The 15,922-nt window shown below is 60.2% G+C and carries 14 protein-coding genes and 3 pseudogenes; 6 read left to right on the top strand and 11 right to left on the bottom strand.

Going from position 1 to position 15,922, the window contains the following annotated elements:
* Window positions 1-14 precede the first annotated feature (14 nt).
* The 5 genes from ACPYOI_RS08540 to ACPYOI_RS08520 form a co-directional block, all read right to left on the bottom strand.
* Complete coding sequence (locus ACPYOI_RS08540; protein ID WP_481419233.1) at window positions 15-833, bottom strand: MBL fold metallo-hydrolase; 819 nt, start codon at window positions 831-833, stop codon at window positions 15-17.
* Window positions 834-934: 101 nt separating this feature from the next.
* Window positions 935-1,954 (bottom strand): substrate-binding domain-containing protein, encoded by a 1,020-nt coding sequence (locus ACPYOI_RS08535; RefSeq protein ID WP_481419234.1) that lies wholly within the window; start codon window positions 1,952-1,954, stop codon window positions 935-937.
* Window positions 1,955-2,019: 65 nt separating this feature from the next.
* On the bottom strand, window positions 2,020-3,039 hold the full coding sequence (locus ACPYOI_RS08530; RefSeq protein ID WP_481419235.1) for an ABC transporter permease: 1,020 nt from the start codon (window positions 3,037-3,039) through the stop codon (window positions 2,020-2,022).
* On the bottom strand, window positions 3,036-4,568 hold the full coding sequence (locus ACPYOI_RS08525) for a sugar ABC transporter ATP-binding protein (protein ID WP_481419236.1): 1,533 nt from the start codon (window positions 4,566-4,568) through the stop codon (window positions 3,036-3,038). Before ACPYOI_RS08525 ends, ACPYOI_RS08530 begins: the two co-directional genes overlap by 4 nt.
* Before the next feature lie 4 nt (window positions 4,569-4,572).
* Window positions 4,573-5,511, bottom strand: a complete 939-nt coding sequence (locus tag ACPYOI_RS08520) for a ketopantoate reductase family protein (protein WP_481419237.1) — start codon at window positions 5,509-5,511, stop codon at window positions 4,573-4,575.
* A gap of 175 nt (window positions 5,512-5,686) precedes the next feature.
* Between ACPYOI_RS08520 and ACPYOI_RS08515 the strand changes: the two genes are divergently transcribed.
* The 3 genes and pseudogenes from ACPYOI_RS08515 to ACPYOI_RS08505 all read left to right on the top strand — a co-directional run.
* Complete coding sequence (locus ACPYOI_RS08515; protein WP_481419238.1) at window positions 5,687-6,463, top strand: FCD domain-containing protein; 777 nt, start codon at window positions 5,687-5,689, stop codon at window positions 6,461-6,463.
* Window positions 6,464-6,715: 252 nt separating this feature from the next.
* Window positions 6,716-6,814 (top strand): annotated as a pseudogene (locus ACPYOI_RS08510) (IS5/IS1182 family transposase); the annotation flags it as partial.
* Window positions 6,815-6,856: 42 nt separating this feature from the next.
* Window positions 6,857-7,099 (top strand): annotated as a pseudogene (locus tag ACPYOI_RS08505) (IS5/IS1182 family transposase); the annotation flags it as partial.
* On the opposite strand, the gene ACPYOI_RS08500 reads toward ACPYOI_RS08505, so the two are convergent.
* Window positions 6,997-7,296 carry a hypothetical protein gene (locus tag ACPYOI_RS08500; protein WP_481419247.1) on the bottom strand — a complete coding sequence of 100 codons (300 nt, stop codon included), beginning with the start codon at window positions 7,294-7,296 and terminating at the stop codon, window positions 6,997-6,999. The pseudogene ACPYOI_RS08505 and the gene ACPYOI_RS08500 sit on opposite strands and share 103 nt — an antisense overlap.
* 356 nt (window positions 7,297-7,652) lie before the next feature.
* Here ACPYOI_RS08500 and ACPYOI_RS08495 point away from each other — a divergent pair, with 356 nt between their 5' ends.
* Both ACPYOI_RS08495 and ACPYOI_RS08490 read left to right on the top strand, forming a co-directional pair.
* Entirely contained in the window at window positions 7,653-8,267 is a 615-nt protein-coding gene (locus ACPYOI_RS08495; RefSeq protein ID WP_481419239.1) for a TetR/AcrR family transcriptional regulator, read from the top strand.
* A 149-nt stretch (window positions 8,268-8,416) separates the two neighbouring features.
* Window positions 8,417-9,139, top strand: a complete 723-nt coding sequence (locus tag ACPYOI_RS08490; protein WP_481419240.1) for an SDR family oxidoreductase — start codon at window positions 8,417-8,419, stop codon at window positions 9,137-9,139.
* A gap of 303 nt (window positions 9,140-9,442) precedes the next feature.
* On the opposite strand, the gene ACPYOI_RS08485 is transcribed toward ACPYOI_RS08490, so the two are convergent.
* The 3 genes from ACPYOI_RS08485 to ACPYOI_RS08475 all read right to left on the bottom strand — a co-directional run bounded on the left by ACPYOI_RS08485 (window position 9,443) and on the right by ACPYOI_RS08475 (window position 12,257).
* Window positions 9,443-10,225: a sulfite exporter TauE/SafE family protein gene (locus ACPYOI_RS08485; RefSeq protein WP_481419241.1), complete on the bottom strand. Its 783-nt coding sequence runs from the start codon at window positions 10,223-10,225 to the stop codon at window positions 9,443-9,445.
* Window positions 10,226-10,537: 312 nt separating this feature from the next.
* On the bottom strand, window positions 10,538-11,833 hold the full coding sequence (locus tag ACPYOI_RS08480; protein ID WP_481419242.1) for an epoxide hydrolase family protein: 1,296 nt from the start codon (window positions 11,831-11,833) through the stop codon (window positions 10,538-10,540).
* A 124-nt stretch (window positions 11,834-11,957) separates the two neighbouring features.
* Window positions 11,958-12,257 carry a DUF1127 domain-containing protein gene (locus ACPYOI_RS08475; RefSeq protein ID WP_481422790.1) on the bottom strand — a complete coding sequence of 100 codons (300 nt, stop codon included), beginning with the start codon at window positions 12,255-12,257 and terminating at the stop codon, window positions 11,958-11,960.
* A 178-nt stretch (window positions 12,258-12,435) separates the two neighbouring features.
* Between ACPYOI_RS08475 and ACPYOI_RS08470 the strand changes: the two genes are divergently transcribed.
* Window positions 12,436-13,779, top strand: coding sequence for an aminotransferase-like domain-containing protein (locus tag ACPYOI_RS08470; protein ID WP_481419244.1), 1,344 nt, complete (start codon window positions 12,436-12,438; stop codon window positions 13,777-13,779).
* 154 nt (window positions 13,780-13,933) lie between these two features.
* On the opposite strand, the pseudogene ACPYOI_RS08465 reads toward ACPYOI_RS08470, so the two are convergent.
* Window positions 13,934-15,405, bottom strand: a pseudogene (locus tag ACPYOI_RS08465) (cyclic nucleotide-binding domain-containing protein).
* Window positions 15,406-15,466: 61 nt separating this feature from the next.
* A partial coding sequence (locus ACPYOI_RS08460; protein ID WP_481422789.1) for an ABC transporter permease occupies window positions 15,467-15,922 on the bottom strand: 456 nt, incomplete at its 5' end.

Genomic DNA, 15,922 nt, shown 5'->3' with positions numbered 1-15,922 from the left:
CCGCTCGCATATCGTCAGGCCGCCTTGGCAGGTCGCACGACCTTGCCTTCGCAATCGAACTCGATCCAGTCGCCGGCGCGCAACAAATAGGGATCGGCAATCGCTTCGCCGCGTGCCCTGGCCTCGCGATGATGCTTCATGTATTCGGCAACGTACTTGTCGCCGTCGAGCGTAATGTAGTGGCAGGGCAGCACGGTCTCCAAGCCGAGCCATTGTGTGGCAAGCACGCCTTCGTAGGGGCTCATCTCGCCGGTCAGCATTTCACCCGGCATCGGAGTGAGATACAGGATTTCCTGCGGGTTGGCGATGCCAATACAGCCGACATTCGGCTTGTAGAGCTCGGCCTGCAGCTTGAGGTCCGAGAATATGGCCGTATCGCCGTAGTGGTAGAAGCGCAGATTGTCATCGGCATAGACGATGAACGCCATCGGCACGCCGGAAATAAACGAATTGTCCTTCAACCTGATCTGCGACCAATGATGGCATTCGACTGGCTGAATCTCGATGCCGGCCACCTTGACCCGGATGCCCCAGGTCGTGGCACGGATCTGGTTGGCGGGGATCCCGCGGTCCATCAGCCAAGCCTTCACCTCACCGCCGCAGACGACCGGACAGCCATATTTGGCGGCGATCTTATCAGTGTCGCCAAGATGGTCGAAGGCCGCGTGGCTGACGACGACGAGGTCGACATGATCGAACTCCGTCGACTTGGTCGCGGCACCCGGGTTCTGATCGAGAAACGGATCGCACAGGATACGCAAACCGTCGCGCGTCAGTATCTCGTATGCGGCGACGCCGTGGAAACGCATGCGGGTGGTGGGATGAAGTGCCATGTCAAATCCTCGGGTAGTGTTTGGCGTCCGGCGACGGGAGATCGTGCGCCGCCGTCCGCTGCGCGAGTCATGAACAAAGCTGGCTTTAGTCCAGGTTCAGACTATTTCACGTTCAGGGCCGTCAAGACTTTGTCGACATTGTCCTTGGTGACCAGCAGGACGCCAGTGTCGAGCGTGTCCGGGATCGGTCGGCCACCTTCTTTCGAAGAGAGCCCTGCCGACTTGAGCATGTTGTTGTTGTAGTCGTGCAGAAGCTTAACCGCATAGTAGATGAAGAGCTCACGGTTCTGCACGACGATGGCGTCGACCCAGCCTTCCTTGGCGGATTTGAAGAAGTCCGGGGTCTGCTCCATGGCCGTCACTTTGATGTCGCCGGGATTCTTGCCGGCTTCACGCAGTGCTGTGACGATGCCGGCACCGGATTCGGAATCGAATCCTGCCAGCCCGGCAATATCGGGATGGGCGGCAAGGATAGCCGCGGTGACCTGCGCCGCCTTCTGCGCATCGCCGCCGTCGTCCTCATTTGCGACGATCGTGTATTTTCCGCCGCCGTTAGCTTCGACATAGGCCTTAAAACCTGCAACGGCCTCACGCATGTTGCCAGCGTTGATGATCGACATCGATGCAACTTTGCCACCATTGGGCAGCATTTGCATCAGTTTCTTGGCCTGCGCGACGCCGACCTGGGTCCAGTTCGTGCCGATATAAGCCAGGCGGCCCGAATCCGGCAGGTCGCCGTCATCGACGACTGTTGGCACGCCCTGTTCCATGCATTTCTTGACCGACTCGGTCAGTGACGGGTCCCAGCCGCCGACGACGGAGACACCGCTCGGCTTTTGCGCGCAAACCTGATCGACCGCGGAGATGAAGCCGGGCACGTCGAAGTCGGTCGGTCCGGCAACGATTACCTTGACGCCGAGCTCATCGGCAATCCGCTTCATGCCAACATAGTCATACTGTACAAACAAAGGCAGGTTCGCCTTATTGGAGATCCAATAGTAGGTCTCCTTCGCATCGGCCGGTCCGAAAGACGATTCCTGCGCGCTTGCCGGAAACGTATTGAGCAGTGCGACGGCGGCAAATGCCGCGCCGGAGAGTATCGTTTTCATTATCGATTTCATGCCCATTTCCTCCTCAGTTTTCGTTGCCCCGGTTTCTGCCCGCATCCGGTAGTCGGAATGCCTCCTCAGGCGCGACCGCTGGTCTTGAAACGATCAAGCGAGACGGCAAACAGCAGGACCAGCCCCACCACCAACCCCTGCCAGAACACGCCGATCGCGTTAATGATCATGGCGTTCTCGATCAACGCGATGAAAAGCACGCCGAGAATGCCGCCGAGAATCGTACCTTCGCCGCCCTTCAGGCTCGCGCCGCCGAGCACGGTTGCGGTGATGACCTTGAGCTCGATGCCAACGCCGGCATTGACCACCGCGCTGTTGAGGCGGGCCGCACCCAGGACTCCGGCTAGGCCTGCCATCGCTCCCATGACGACGAAGCCAATCAAGATGAGCCGGTCGACCCGAATGCCCGAAAGTTGGGCAGCGCGTGGATTGCCGCCAATAAAATAGAACTGTCGGAAGAAGCGCGTGCGCGCCACCAGCCAACCCCCGACAATCACCAGCACCAGCATTGCCCAGAAGGGCGACTGGATCCTGAGCAGCGGGTCGGCGGCGCGACCGTATCGCGCGAACGCATCGGTGATCGGTGTGACGCCAGTGCCGGCGGTGACATAGGTCAGGCTGCGGTAAATGGTCAGAGTTCCAAGCGTCGCGATCAGCGCATTGATGCCAATGCGCGTGACGATCAACCCATTGATAAGGCCGCATAGAGCGCCCACCAGAATACCGATCAGGATCGCGACCTCAGCCGGCCAGCCCCACCAGCCGGCGACGACGCCGGCCCAGACGCCGGAAAAGGCAAGGGTCGAACCGACCGACAGGTCGAAGGTGCCGCCGATCATCAGCAGCATCATGCCGCAGACCAGAATACCGACGGGCGCGAGGTTGAGCAGCACCGCCCGCATGTTGGAGGCCGTCGGAAAATTATTCGGATAGACGATGCTCATCGCCAGCGCGAGTGCCACGACGAGCACAAAAAGCGTCAGTTCCCTGGAATCGGCGAGACGTCGCACCACACGCACGAAAAGAATCTCGTGTCGATGTTCGGCAGCCTCGGTTACCGGTTGTGTGACCTGCATTGTCATCATGCCCCTACCATTCCTGGTTCTTTGCGCACCTCTGCTACCGATTCCGTGTATTTGGTCGCGAGGCGCAGCACCTGTTCCTCGCTTGCCCCCTCGCCGGGTAATTCGCCGACGGTTCGGCCTTCCGCCATCACGACGATGCGGTCGGCGAGCGCCAGCACCTCTGTCAGATCCGACGAGACGACAAGCAGGGCGACGCCCCTATCCGCGAGCGCCCGCAGTAGCCGGTAGATTTCGGAGCGAGCTCCGACATCGACGCCGCGTGTCGGCTCGTCGACGATCAGCAGGCGCGGCTCCATCGCCAGCCATTTGGCCAGCAGGACTTTCTGCTGGTTGCCGCCGGAGAGGTTGCCGACGATCTGGCGAACGCTCGGCGTTGCGATGCGCAGCTCGTCGACGAAAAATTTGGCCAGGACCTCGGCCTTGCGGTTCGAGAAATTTGCACCTGTGGAAACCTTGGAAAGGACTGTCGCGGCGACATTGTTAATGATGTCCATGCCGAGAAACAGCCCAGCCGCCTTGCGGTCTTCCGGGACCATGCCGATGCCTGCATGTTTGCCGTCCCACGGACCTCGCGGATCAATCGCCTTGCCGCCGATGCGGATGGAGCCGCTGCGCTTGCGGCGTGCGCCGAAGATCGCCTCGCAGAATTCGCTGCGTCCAGACCCGATAAGCCCGGCGAGGCAGACAATCTCGCCAGCCCGCATCTTGATCGAGGCCGATCTCACGAGAGGCGGTGCGTCGATGCCTTCGGCTTCGAGCACGATGTCGCCGATCTCGCGGGTGGCCGCCGAGCGCGAGAAGTGCACGTCGCGTCCCACCATCAGGCGGATCAGTTCGTCCGTAGTGGTGTCGGTGACGCGGCGGGTGCCGGCAAGCTTGCCGTCCTTGAGAACGGTCACCGAATGACAGAGTGCAAAAATCTCGGCGAGACGGTGCGATACGTAGATGACGGAAACCCCGTTTCCTGCCAACCGGCGGACCACATCAAAAAGTTTTCCCGTTTCAGTAAGCGTCAATGCGGCTGTCGGCTCATCGAGGATCAGTATCCTCAAATCGCGCGATAATGCCTTGGCGATCTCAACGATCTGGGCTTGTGCCGGCGATAGAGCCGAAACTTTCAGTGCCGGATCAATGGCAACGCCGAGCTGGCCGATCAGCACTCTTGCCTGATCCCCCATGGCGCGGACATCGACCTGACCCAGCCATTGCGTTGGCTGCCTGCCAGCGAAGATGTTCTCTGCAACAGATAGCTGTGGAACGAGCGAGCCCTCCTGGTGGACGATGCCAATGCCGAGAACGCCGGCCGATTTCTCGTCGAACTCCCCTATTTCGTCGCCATCAATGGAGATGGAACCCTGGCTGCGCGAATAGACACCGGCGACAATCTTCCCGAGCGTGGATTTTCCGGCACCATTTTCGCCGAGCAGAGCGCGGATCTCGCCAACATCCACGCTCATTGAGACGTCATCGAGTGCCCGCACGCCGGGGAAAAACTTGGAAAGATCTTTGATTTCCAACCGCGGTGCCATGACACTATTGAGCCTTGGCTTGGAGGTAGTGGCGCTCGGCAGCCTGAATCATCCAGACCATCGTATCATTGTGCGGGGTCGGGACGCCAAAGCGCTGGCCGGCTGCCACGATCGCGCCATTAATGACCTCGATCTCGGTCTGCCGTTTGGCCTCCACGTCCTGTAGCATTGACGCCTTGCCACCCACAGCCTTCTCGAGCAGGCCGGTGATTGCAGCCCAGCGTTCATCGTAATCGAGCGCGATGCCTTGCGCGGTCGCCACCGCCACAACCTCCTCGAGAATGGCGGCCATTAGGCTCTTCGTGCCGTCGAAAGCGACGAGTTCGTGCGACATGAAATGCAACAGGCCGGCAACGGGCAGCGTGCAGGCATTCAGCGCCAGTTTCTTCCAGACCTCGTCGAGAATCCTGTCAGATTGGGTGGTGTCGATCTGGGCCGCGCAGAACGTTTCGATGATCTCACTGAGCCGTTCTGTCGGCTTGCCGGTAAGCTCACCAATATAGGTCATACCCGAACCGGGATGCTTGACGCGGCCGGGGGCCAGCAGCGTGCCGCCATGATAGGTCAAGCCAACCAGCACCCGGTCTTCGCCGACGATCGAGGCGATGCGCGGCGCGTTGCCCCACCCGTTTTGCAGGCTAAGCACCGCAGTGTCCCTTGCGATCATCGGTGCAGCGGCCCGAACGGCTGCTTCGGTGTGATAGCATTTGACGAAATTGATGATGAGATCGACCGGTCCGACACTGGCAGGATCGTCGCTCGCAGGCACAGTGATCACTGGCTGCGAGCCATCTTTCTCCTCTATGGTTAGGCCGCGGTCGTTGATCGCCGTCACCGCCTCCTTGGAGACATCGATCAGCGTCACGCGATTGCCAGCGCGAGCGAGATATCCTCCGAATATCCCACCCATAGCTCCGCCCCCGCCCAGAATCGCGATTTTCATTCAGAACTCCTCCCTAAGCGAAGATCAAGGTCACGAGACGCGAGACAAACTGCCGATGGGACTGCAGTTCGTCACTGCAGAGCGATGCTCGCGGCAATGCGTCTTCGTCTTCGATCTTCCGATTTAGAATTGCAAGCTATTGCATGGTTGTCAAGCATGATGGTATGAAAGGTCTATGGTCGACCCACTCATCATAGAACGAAAGAAACTCTTCGAGCATGTGGCTGCACATCTGGAGGGACAGATCCTATCCGGAAAACTGAAGCCTGGAGATCAGCTACCTCCCGAGCGCGATTTGCAATCGCGCTTCGGCGTCGGTCGCCCGGCTATTCGCGAAGCGCTGATCTCGCTGCAGAAGGCTGGTCTCGTTGAACTGACCAATGGCGCCCGCGCCAAGGTCTTGATGCCAACCGCCAGCCATATCTTCACGGGCATGGCGCCGGCCGTCCGACAGATGCTATCGACCGAGGAGGGCCAGCGTTCATTCCAGGGTGCCCGTATGTTCTTCGAGGTCGGCCTTGCGCGCGAAGCGGCACGCACTGCGACGCCTGAAGATCTAGACTCGTTGGGTGAGGCGCTGGAAGCCAACCGGCTGGCGATCGGCGATCGCGACGGGTTCACCAGCACAGACATAGCCTTTCACTTCGAACTCGCCCGTATCGCCCGCAACCTCGTCTTTGTCGCCTTGCATGACCAGATTTCGGAATGGCTGAAGGAGCAGCGTATTGTAACGCTGGCTGCCGATGGTCAGGAGCAGAGGGCCTACGAAGCCCATCGCGCTATCTATGATGGCATTGCAGCGCGTGACCCCGATCGCGCCGAACAGGCGATGCGCGAGCATCTGGATCAGCTGACAACGATGTTCTGGTGCCAGCGCTTAGGCGAGCACGACGCGGACGGATTGGAACAGGCGATCGCGACCAATGAACATCGGGATCATCGACGACGATAAAGCCGCGATCTCCCATGCAAATCGTTCCGGCTCGTCTCTACTGCGGATCAACGAACGCGCCCTGCAAGTTGGCGAGCGCCGTTTAGCCACGATGTTGAGGCCGACACGACCCCGGCTGATCTGATTAACCGTAGTATTGGTGCACAGATCCTTCATTGATCTTGGTTTAGGCGATCGGCAACCTCAATAACCATTTTAGCGCCGCCATGCCCTTCAAACACAACACCTCCCGTCGCCATCGACATCGAGAAGATGAAATTCAGGGTGACGAACTGGAAGGAGTATGAGGCTGGACTTCGTCGGCGAGGCAGCCTGACCTTGTGGCTGACACCGGAAGCCCTGTCGACCTGGTAAGCGCCAAAACGCAGGACCCGCGGCGGCCAGCCCCGAGGGGACCTGCATATCGCCGCAATCCGCAGAGACGGCCGGATGAAATGGCAGGCTTCCAACGGTTATGGCAGACGATCTCTCGTCGAGACCGCAATAGGACGGTACAGAGCCATCGTCGGTCGGCGCCTGCGGGCCCGCTCGTTTCACGCCCAACAGACAGAAGTTGTCATCGCCTGCGCCGTGCTCAACCGCATGCTCGCCTGCGCACGCCCGAAATCCGTCCGCTGCAAAGAAACTACCGCGTAGACAGCTCCATCAAAGACCGGCATCCATTCAAGTCCCGATCCCTGCACCAAAGCCGCCGGTGGAATGACATTCGGCATGATGGCGTCGAACGGGTCGGCCCTCGACTGATAACGCGTTGGCATGATCGTCGCCTCGTAACAGCGTGCCGGTTGGACATTCTTGGCGCCACAAGGCAAAACCAGATCGCAGATCGGCACCTATCGATCCACGACAGATCAACAATAAAAGTGGGCTGGTCGCTAACGCAACGGTTAGTTCGTGCCCGCAATAGGCAAAAAGCGGAAGCCCTCAAGTGTGCTCTTCGAACCTGCCAGAGGCGTTCGCCTTCGACATTTCGTCCTGTCCCCATTGCGGGCCATTCATCTCCAAATGGAGCTTCGAGATTTTCGGACAAAACAGCTAGCCGTCTCTCCGTGAAACTCGTCAGGAACGCGGGATATCCATGGAACAGGGCAGGGGCGGAATCGGGCTTGCAGTATTGGAGCAGATGCTCTATTTCAAATTAGAGCGGATGATCTAAAATAATTTTCTGCGGTTGCAAGGATCAAGGAATATGGCGCGGCCTCGAGAGTTCGACGAGACCCACGTGCTGGAACGGGCGGCAGATGTCTTCTGGGCCAAAGGCTACGAGGCGACGACGACCCGTGATCTGACGCAGGTGATGGGCCTCACGCATGCAAGTCTCTACAATGCGTTCGGCGACAAGCGGGCGCTGTTTCTGCAGACACTCGATCACTATCTCGATCAGACCTTGCGGGAGCGCATTGACCGCCTCGAAGAGGCGTATTCGCCAGCGGTGGCGGTGCGGCAATTCTTCGTCGAGGTGTTGGAGCGTTCCCTGGCCGACCCGGAACATCGTGGCTGCATGTTGGTGAACAGCGCCATCGAGGCTACCCCGTCGGACCCGGAACTGCGGCACCTTGTTGCGAATGAGACGCGGATGATCGAAGATTTCTTCGTCCGTTCGGTGGCCGCCGGGCAATGCACCGGCGAGATACCGGCTGGGCAGCCGCCGGCCATCCTCGGCCGCCACCTGCTTGGCATGCTCATGGGGCTGCGCGTGCTGGCCCGAATACGCCCGGAGCGGGAGCTTCTCTACGGGCTTGTCGCACCGGCGTTGACCCTGCTTGGCCAGCCGTGGCCCATGCCGGAAGGAGTGCGGTCATGACCGGCCCTCCATGATCGGCGACACGGTCGGCTAGGCGACACCTTATCCTCTACGATTTCTGCCACCACGCACCGGCGCAAGCACGCCGGGCGACGGAGCCATGCCGATTTTCCGATGCACATAGCAACAACATAAATTCCGGAGCTTCCATGTCCAAGAGAACCTTCCTCGTCACCGGCGCCAGCAAGGGCATCGGCCGTGCCATTTCCCATCGTCTGGCAGATGCCGGCCACCATGTGGTCGGCCTTGCCCGCCGCGCCGATGACCCCGCCTTTCCGGGCACGCTCGTATCCGTCGACCTCACCGACCGCCAGGCGACCGCATCCATGCTGGCCAGCCTTGCCGATCGCCACTCCTTCGACGGCATCGTCAACAATGTCGGCTTCATCAAGCTTGCTCCGCTCAGCGCGCTTGCACTGGACGATCTCGACAACGCGTTCCGCCTCAATCTCACGCCCACGGTGCAAACGGTGCAGGCGCTCCTGCCGACGATGCGGGAAAAAGGCTGGGGGCGCATCGTCAATCTCTCCAGTCTGGTTGTCCTCGGCGTGACTGACCGCACCGCCTATGCGGCCGCCAAGAGCGCGATCATCAGCTTCACGCGCACGTGGGCGCTGGAATTGGCGCAACACAACATCACCGTCAATGCCGTCGCACCGGGACCAACCGAAACCGAAATGTTTCGAGAAAACACGCCTGCCGGCAGCGAGGCAGAAAAGCGCTTCCTGTCGATGGTACCGCTGAGGCGGCTTGGAAAGCCGAACGAGCTGGCGGCAGCCGTGACCTTCCTTCTCTCAGAGGATGCGGGTTTCATCACCGGTCAGACGTTGTTCGTCGACGGCGGTGCATCGGTCGGCAAAGCGCTTGTCTAACGTCGGGCCACGTCGCGCTCGGTGCGCCAGCATTGGATTAGCTGAACAGAAAAGGCCCGGCGGATATGTCCGCCGGGTCGATCACTTGTGCGATGGAAGCCGCCTGCCTATGCCTTGGCACGCCGGTTATACGAACTCGCCGGAGCTATACCCGCAAAACCCAACGGAGGCCAAGTGATGCAAAGCGGCAGGGGCGAAAGCGCGTCGCGCCAGTGCCATAGGCGTAACCAGGTCGATGTCGATGCAGCCATTGTCATTTGACACTCCTACCGACACAGGCAAACTGGAAGCTGCTGTTGGCGCTCATGCGACGAATCCCGATACGCCGTCCCACAACAATTTCATCGCGGTGACCACCAAGAGCCCGTAGCAGGCGCGATAAATCTGACGCTGGTCGAGCATTCCATGGAGTTTCCAGCCCAGCGACACGCCGCTTGGAACGGCGAACAGACAGATCACCATCAACATCCATAGCTCGGCAGTCGGCTTCACCAGCAGCAGCCACGGCACCGCCTTGGTCGCGTTACCGACGGTGAAAAACAGACTCGTCGTTCCCGCGTAGACCTCCTTGCTGAGGCCGAGCGGCAGGAGATACATCGCAAGCGGCGGACCGCCCGAATGCGCCACCATCGTGGTAATCCCCGAGGCAAGGCCGGCGGCGATCGCTTTCGGCGTCGAGCGCGGCCGCGTTACGACCTCTGCGCCCTTCACGAACCAGAGGCCGACAAAGATCAGGGTGGTCGCAGCCATCACCATCGCGATGGCGCGATGGTCGAGGACGCGAAACAGGAGGTAGCCGAACCCGATACCGAAGAGGAGCCCCGGCAGTAGCAGCAGCAGATCGGGCTTCGACCACGTCGATCGCTTCCAGTAGCGCAGAGCGTAAAGATCCATGACCACGAATAGGGGCGCGAGCAGTCCGCCGGCAGTGACCGGATCCATCACGATCGACAGCAAGGGAATGCCGATAATGGAAAAGCCGCCGCCGAACGCACCCTTCATGAGGCAGATCAGGAAGACGCCTGCGAAGGCGACGAGGATCGTGGCAATCGTCAGATCCGGAGCAACTGATGAGGAGGTTATCATCATAAGCTCGGCCGCTTGCGTGCGGCGATGCCGCAGACTGCCGCTTCAATCTCGGACGGCGCAAGACCAATGTCCCTCAATGCGTCGTCAAGTTCGCGAAGTCTTGCAATGGCGGCGCGACGAACAAAATAGCGCGCAATCCTCACCCAAGGGCCAGACCCATATGTCCCCTTGAGGCGAACGTTGGTTGAATTGCTTGCAGACATTTTCCTGTCTCCGATGGTTGCTCCAGGCAATGGGACGCCGTCGGCAAGAGCGCTTGTCGAGTGCTCCGCGCCTTCGGCTTGCCGTCGTGCAGCATGTGAAACTTGCTCAACGCAGCGAGTGGAAGGTCGCTCGCAGCTCTTCGCTAAAGGCCTGGGGCTGCTCCCAGGCGGCGAAATGCCCACCCTTGGGGAGCCGGTTGTAGTGGACGAGATTTGGATAGGCCTTGCGGGCCCAGCTTTCCGGTGCCGTGTATATCTCGTCCGGGAACGCGCTGACGCCCATCGGCAGTTCGACGCCCTTCGGTTGGAAGAAGGCGAGCTTGCTTTCCCAGTAAAGACGCGCCGATGAGACGGCAGTGTTCGTCAGCCAGTAGAGCGTGATGTTGTCGAGGATGTCGTCCCGCGTTAGCCCTTCATGCGCGCCGTCGAAGACGCGCGTGATCAAGTCACGGCTTCGATCGTCATGGTCAAGCATCCAAGCCGCCAGGCCGACCGGAGAATCCGTCAGCGCATAGAGGGTCTGCGGCCGGTTTGCCATTTCCTGGGCATAGCCGAGACCGTGTTTGTAGAAGAACGAAAGCTGCTTCCAGGCGTAAAGTTCGTCGGTGGAGAGGCCGGCCGGGGCAGGGCCGTCGGGGAGCGTTTTGGCGATCTCGTCCGGAATCGTCGCCGGCATGTTGGTGTGAACGCCGATCAACCCGGCCGGCCTGAGGAGCGCCATCTGCTCGGTGACTGCATTGCCCCAGTCCCCGCCCTGGGCGACGTAGCGCGTATAGCCGAGACGTTCCATCAGTTCGACCCATGCTCGAGCGATATGCTGGGGGTCCCATCCGGTGACGGTCGGCTTGCCCGAGAAGCCGTAGCCGGGAAGCGAAGGGATGACAACATCGAACGCATCCACTTCGGTGCCGCCGTGCGCAGTCGGATTGGTGAGGGGACCGATGATCTTGAGTTGCTCGATGATCGACCCCGGCCAGCCATGGGTGATGATCACCGGTAGCGCGTTCGCGTGCTTCGACCGCACGTGGATGAAGTGGATGTCGAGCCCGTCAATCTCGGTGATATAGTTTGGCCAGAGATTGATGCCGGCCTCTGCCTTGCTCCAGTCGTGATGATGTGCCCAGTAGTCGGCAAGCTTCTTCATCGTCGCAAGGTTCACGCCCTGCGTTGCGTCTGGCACTGTCTCGCGCTCAGGCCACTTCGCCGCCAGAATGCGGGAGCGCAGGTCGGCAAGCTGCTCTTTCGACGCGTGGAAGGTGAATGGGCGGATCTTCGGATCAGTAGCCGCGACGCCCGGCTTGGCGTTTGCGGTCATTGGGACGCTCAATGCGACTGCACCAGCGACCGTCGACGCCAGGAAATCGCGTCGACCTAACTTCATAGCATATGCTTTGCTGTTCATGTTCTCCCTCCTATCGTGCGGGAACCGCGACGGCTCGGACCCTGCCCGCGCAATGAAACTTGCTGTTGGGAAAGGCCTCGCTCGTCGATGTTCGTGAGCGCAATCGCATCGAGGCCGCGCTACATCACCTGTATAATCGTCTAAGTGAGGACCTACTTTCAGATGCGGAAGCAGTCATCAGTTCCGGCGCAGCCATGATCATATCCTCGCCCGGCATGAGGCCGTGCGCCGCCGCTTCGATCTCGGAACGCGCGAGGCCAATGTCCTTTAGTGCGTCGTCGTCGAGCTCGCGAAGCCTTGCAATGGCGGCGCGGCGGACGAAAAAGCGCGCAATCCTCTCCCAATGGGTGCTGAGTATCCAAAGACTTGCGTGGGGGCTCTTGGCTCCCGCAGGCCGGACGGTCGTTGAAACGGTTGCAGACATTTCTGGTCTCCAGTAGTTACGCCGCGGCAATGCGACGCCGTCGGTGCCAGCGCTTGTCAAGCGCGGCCGCGTGCACATTGCTCGCAGGTCTTAGTAATGCCCGGAGCAATCCGGTTGACGCAGACAGTATGCTTCAATAATGTCTCGGTTCAATCAAAACATTGATCTCGGTGCAATTATGTCGAAGTCTGAATATCTGAAGCTCGCTGACGTTATCGCCGCGGAGATAGCCGACGGCACGCTTAGGCCGGGCGACCGCCTGCCTCCGCAGCGAAGCTTTGCCTACGAGCGAAAGATCGCCGTTTCGACGGCGAGCCGCGTCTATGCCGAGCTATTGCGGCGCGGCATCGTGGTCGGCGAAGTAGGCCGGGGCACGTTCATCTCCGGCGACGCCAAACGCGGTGTGACAGCGCCTGGTGAACCCCGCGGCATCCGGATCGACTTCGAGTTCAATTATCCGATGCTTCCCGAGCAGACCGCGCTCATCGCAAAGAGCCTGGATGGCCTGGAGAAACCTGCCGCATTGGATCTGGCATTGAGACAGGCGACCAGCGTCGGATCACCGGCGATGCGAAGCATCGGAGCCACATACCTATCCCAAAAGGCATGGTCACCGGACGCCGATCAACTCGTCTTCACCGGCAACGGACGCCAGAGCATCGCCGCAGCGCTCGCCGCAGTGGTTCCCACGGGCGGCCGCTGCGGCGTGGAGGCTTTGACCTATCCCTTCATCAAGGGCATCGCCGCCAGGCTGGGCATTACACTGGTGCCGCTGGCGATGGACGAAGGAGGGGTGCGGCCTGACTCGGTGGAAAAGGTCCACAATGAGGCGCATCTCTCAGCGATCTACATCCAGCCGGCGATACACAATCCGCTGGGCGTAACGATGTCCAATGCGCGCCGCACCGATCTCCTGCGGGTTGTCGAAAAACTGAACCTTCCGGTTATCGAGGACAATGTCTACGGCTTCCTCGATGATGAGCCGCCGCTTGCCGCACTGGCGCCTGACTCCTGCATTGTCATCGACAGCCTCTCCAAGAAGGCCGCGCCCGGTCTGACGCTCGGCTTTGTCGTGCCGCCACTGCGGTTGCGTGAAACCGTGATGACCTCGGTGCGTTCCGGGGGATGGACCGCGTCAGGATTTGCCTTTGCAGCCGCACAGCGAATGATTGAGGACGGCACCGTTGCCGAGCTTGCAAGACTGAAGCGGCTCGATGCGCAGGCGCGTCAGAGGTTGGCTGTTGATCGGCTTTCAGGATTCGAAATCCAGGCCAACCAAAAATGCTATCATCTATGGCTGACGCTGCCAGCGCACTGGCGCTCGCAGACTTTCGTCGCAGCCGCAGCAAGGCGCGACATTGCCTTGACGCCTTCGACGACCTTCGCCGTCACGTCCGGCCATGCACCGAACGCGGTAAGGTTGGCATTGGCCGCTCCAACAATGGATCAGCTCGACACTGGCTTGCGTACACTGGCCGCGATGCTGAACGCACGGGAGGAGGATTTCTATTCTACGGAATAAGCGGAGTGGAAAAGCAGTCGATTGCAGATGAAAAGTATGAATCTGGCTAGCTATTATCTGCCCGCCCTGAACACCTCTTGGGATAGGCGGGATTGAACTCATCATAGCGGGGCCGCTTTGGATCGACACCGGCGCGCGTCGGTTCCACCTCCGATTAAGACAGCTGGAAGATTTGTCGGATCCGAGCGGCAAATGTCGTCGCTTCCGTGTCGCGTGCAAGGGGCTCGGTCGTTTTGGGGCCTTCGGCCTCAAGGCGCCGCGAGAGGATGAGCCCCAGTTCGTCGGCGAGGGCAGGGCGATCATGCATGAGTGCGGCGAGCCGATCCTGCTTGATTTCGTAGGCGACGACGAATGTCAGCGCTTTGACGCTCCCCGGTGCCGACGCACCCGTCAACATTCCCTCTTCTCCCAGGCAGTCGCCTGGCGAAAGGCGCATAAGCTCGATCTCCCGGTCGTCGTCTTTTCGCGTCATCGCGACGACACCGCTTCGTATCAGCATCAGGGAGGTGAGCTTGGAACCCTGTTCGACGATGATCGCGTCCTTGCGATAGGTCTGGCGCGTCATGCTCGCGGCAAGCGTCTCTTTCTCGTCCTCCGTCAAGGTCCAAAAGAGTGGTATTGCATTCCGTAGACGCCAGGCCGTGCTGGGATGCTGCGGGTAGCCGGGATCCTGCTCGTGGGCGACGCCGACTGGTACAGGCATCGCCAACGGCAGTCCTGCCGCCTTGCAATGCCGAAATGTGAGATCGTAGACCTCGTTAGTGGCAACCGGAATATGCGCCATGTCTCTCACCCGGCAACTTAGCTCCACCTCAACGGCTTGACCGTCGATGCCCTTGATGGTCACCGATGGCGCGTGCGATTTGAGAATGTTGTTCGAGCTGAACAAAACCGTCCGCATGACCTCCTCGATAGTGGCCGGCGGTGCTGGCGCTAGTCTTATCTTGATCGAGATGTCATGGCTCTCGTCCGGACTGCTGAGGTTGGTAAGATTCGCTTTCGCCAGCCGGCTATTCGGAATGGCGACGAGGTCGTTCGTACCGTTAAGGAGATGCGTCGCTCGCCAATTCGTTTCGATGACACGTCCCTCGACGCCGTCGTCAAGCACGATCCAATCCGCAACGGAGTACGGACGCCCCAGATTCATTGCGATGCCCGAGAACACATCGCTCAGCGTGCTCTGCAATGCGAGGCCGAGGATGTGCCCGAGGTAGCGATCAATGTGCCGACTGGGACGCTGAAGACATATGCAATGATGGAAAGGGCTGTTCCCAGGTAAATGAGCCCGACGACCAAATCCTGAAGGAGGCGGGCTTCGCGTGGTCTTCGCTCAAAAATCAGGAAGAGGCGAACCGAGCTGATCAGTACCATTGCGCCCCCGATCCACCAGACGGCTTTGGCGACGCCAATGAAGACGCGCCGTGACACATCTCCGGCATGGGTATCAGGCGCATATGGTTCGATACCGTGGTAAAGCAGCAGGGCCGTCAATGCGATCAGGAAAACGATGTGGGCGGTCAGCCTCCAGACAGGATGCCGACGAAGCATGAGTCGGCTGATCAGCAAGCCTATAACAGCCAGAGCGAATAGCTGAACGATCGGATCGGTCCAAAGGGTAATATTCATGGCGCGCCCATCCGAATTTCGACCGGCTTCGGCGTTGTTGCCCTTGCGGCGGCGCCGCCGGTCATGACGTGGTGTCCTTCCGTCCGGTCCTGCGCTCGAGGAGAACGGCGATTGCGCTGTAGCACAGGGCCAGTATCCACAAAGTCAGGAAGGGTTCGCGTACGTCCCGGATGGACGCGCCCAATTGGGCCACGGCGACGATTCCATTGATGGCGGAAGTGCTCGGCAGCAATACCGCAACGGCGTGAAGGAAGGGCGGGATCGCTTCCGTCGGCCAGGAAAAGCCAGCCAGAAACAGGAACGGTATGCCGAGGGCGGCTGAGACGAGTTGCACCGTTAGCGGATCGCGAAGCAGCCCGGCGAGGACCAGTCCTAAAGCACCGACGGCGAGGACGAAGGGCAGGGCGATCGTGAATATCGTCAGCGCCGTTCCCAGGCGCGGTATATGGTAGAGATAGGGGAGCGCGATCAGATAGAACGACACAATGACAGTTTCGAGGACGAGATAGGCCAACAG

The organism is Rhizobium sp. SVR5-2C, from assembly GCF_056755115.1.
Note: the sequence above shows the minus strand (reverse complement) of the source record. Positions and strands in the feature narration are given on the sequence as shown.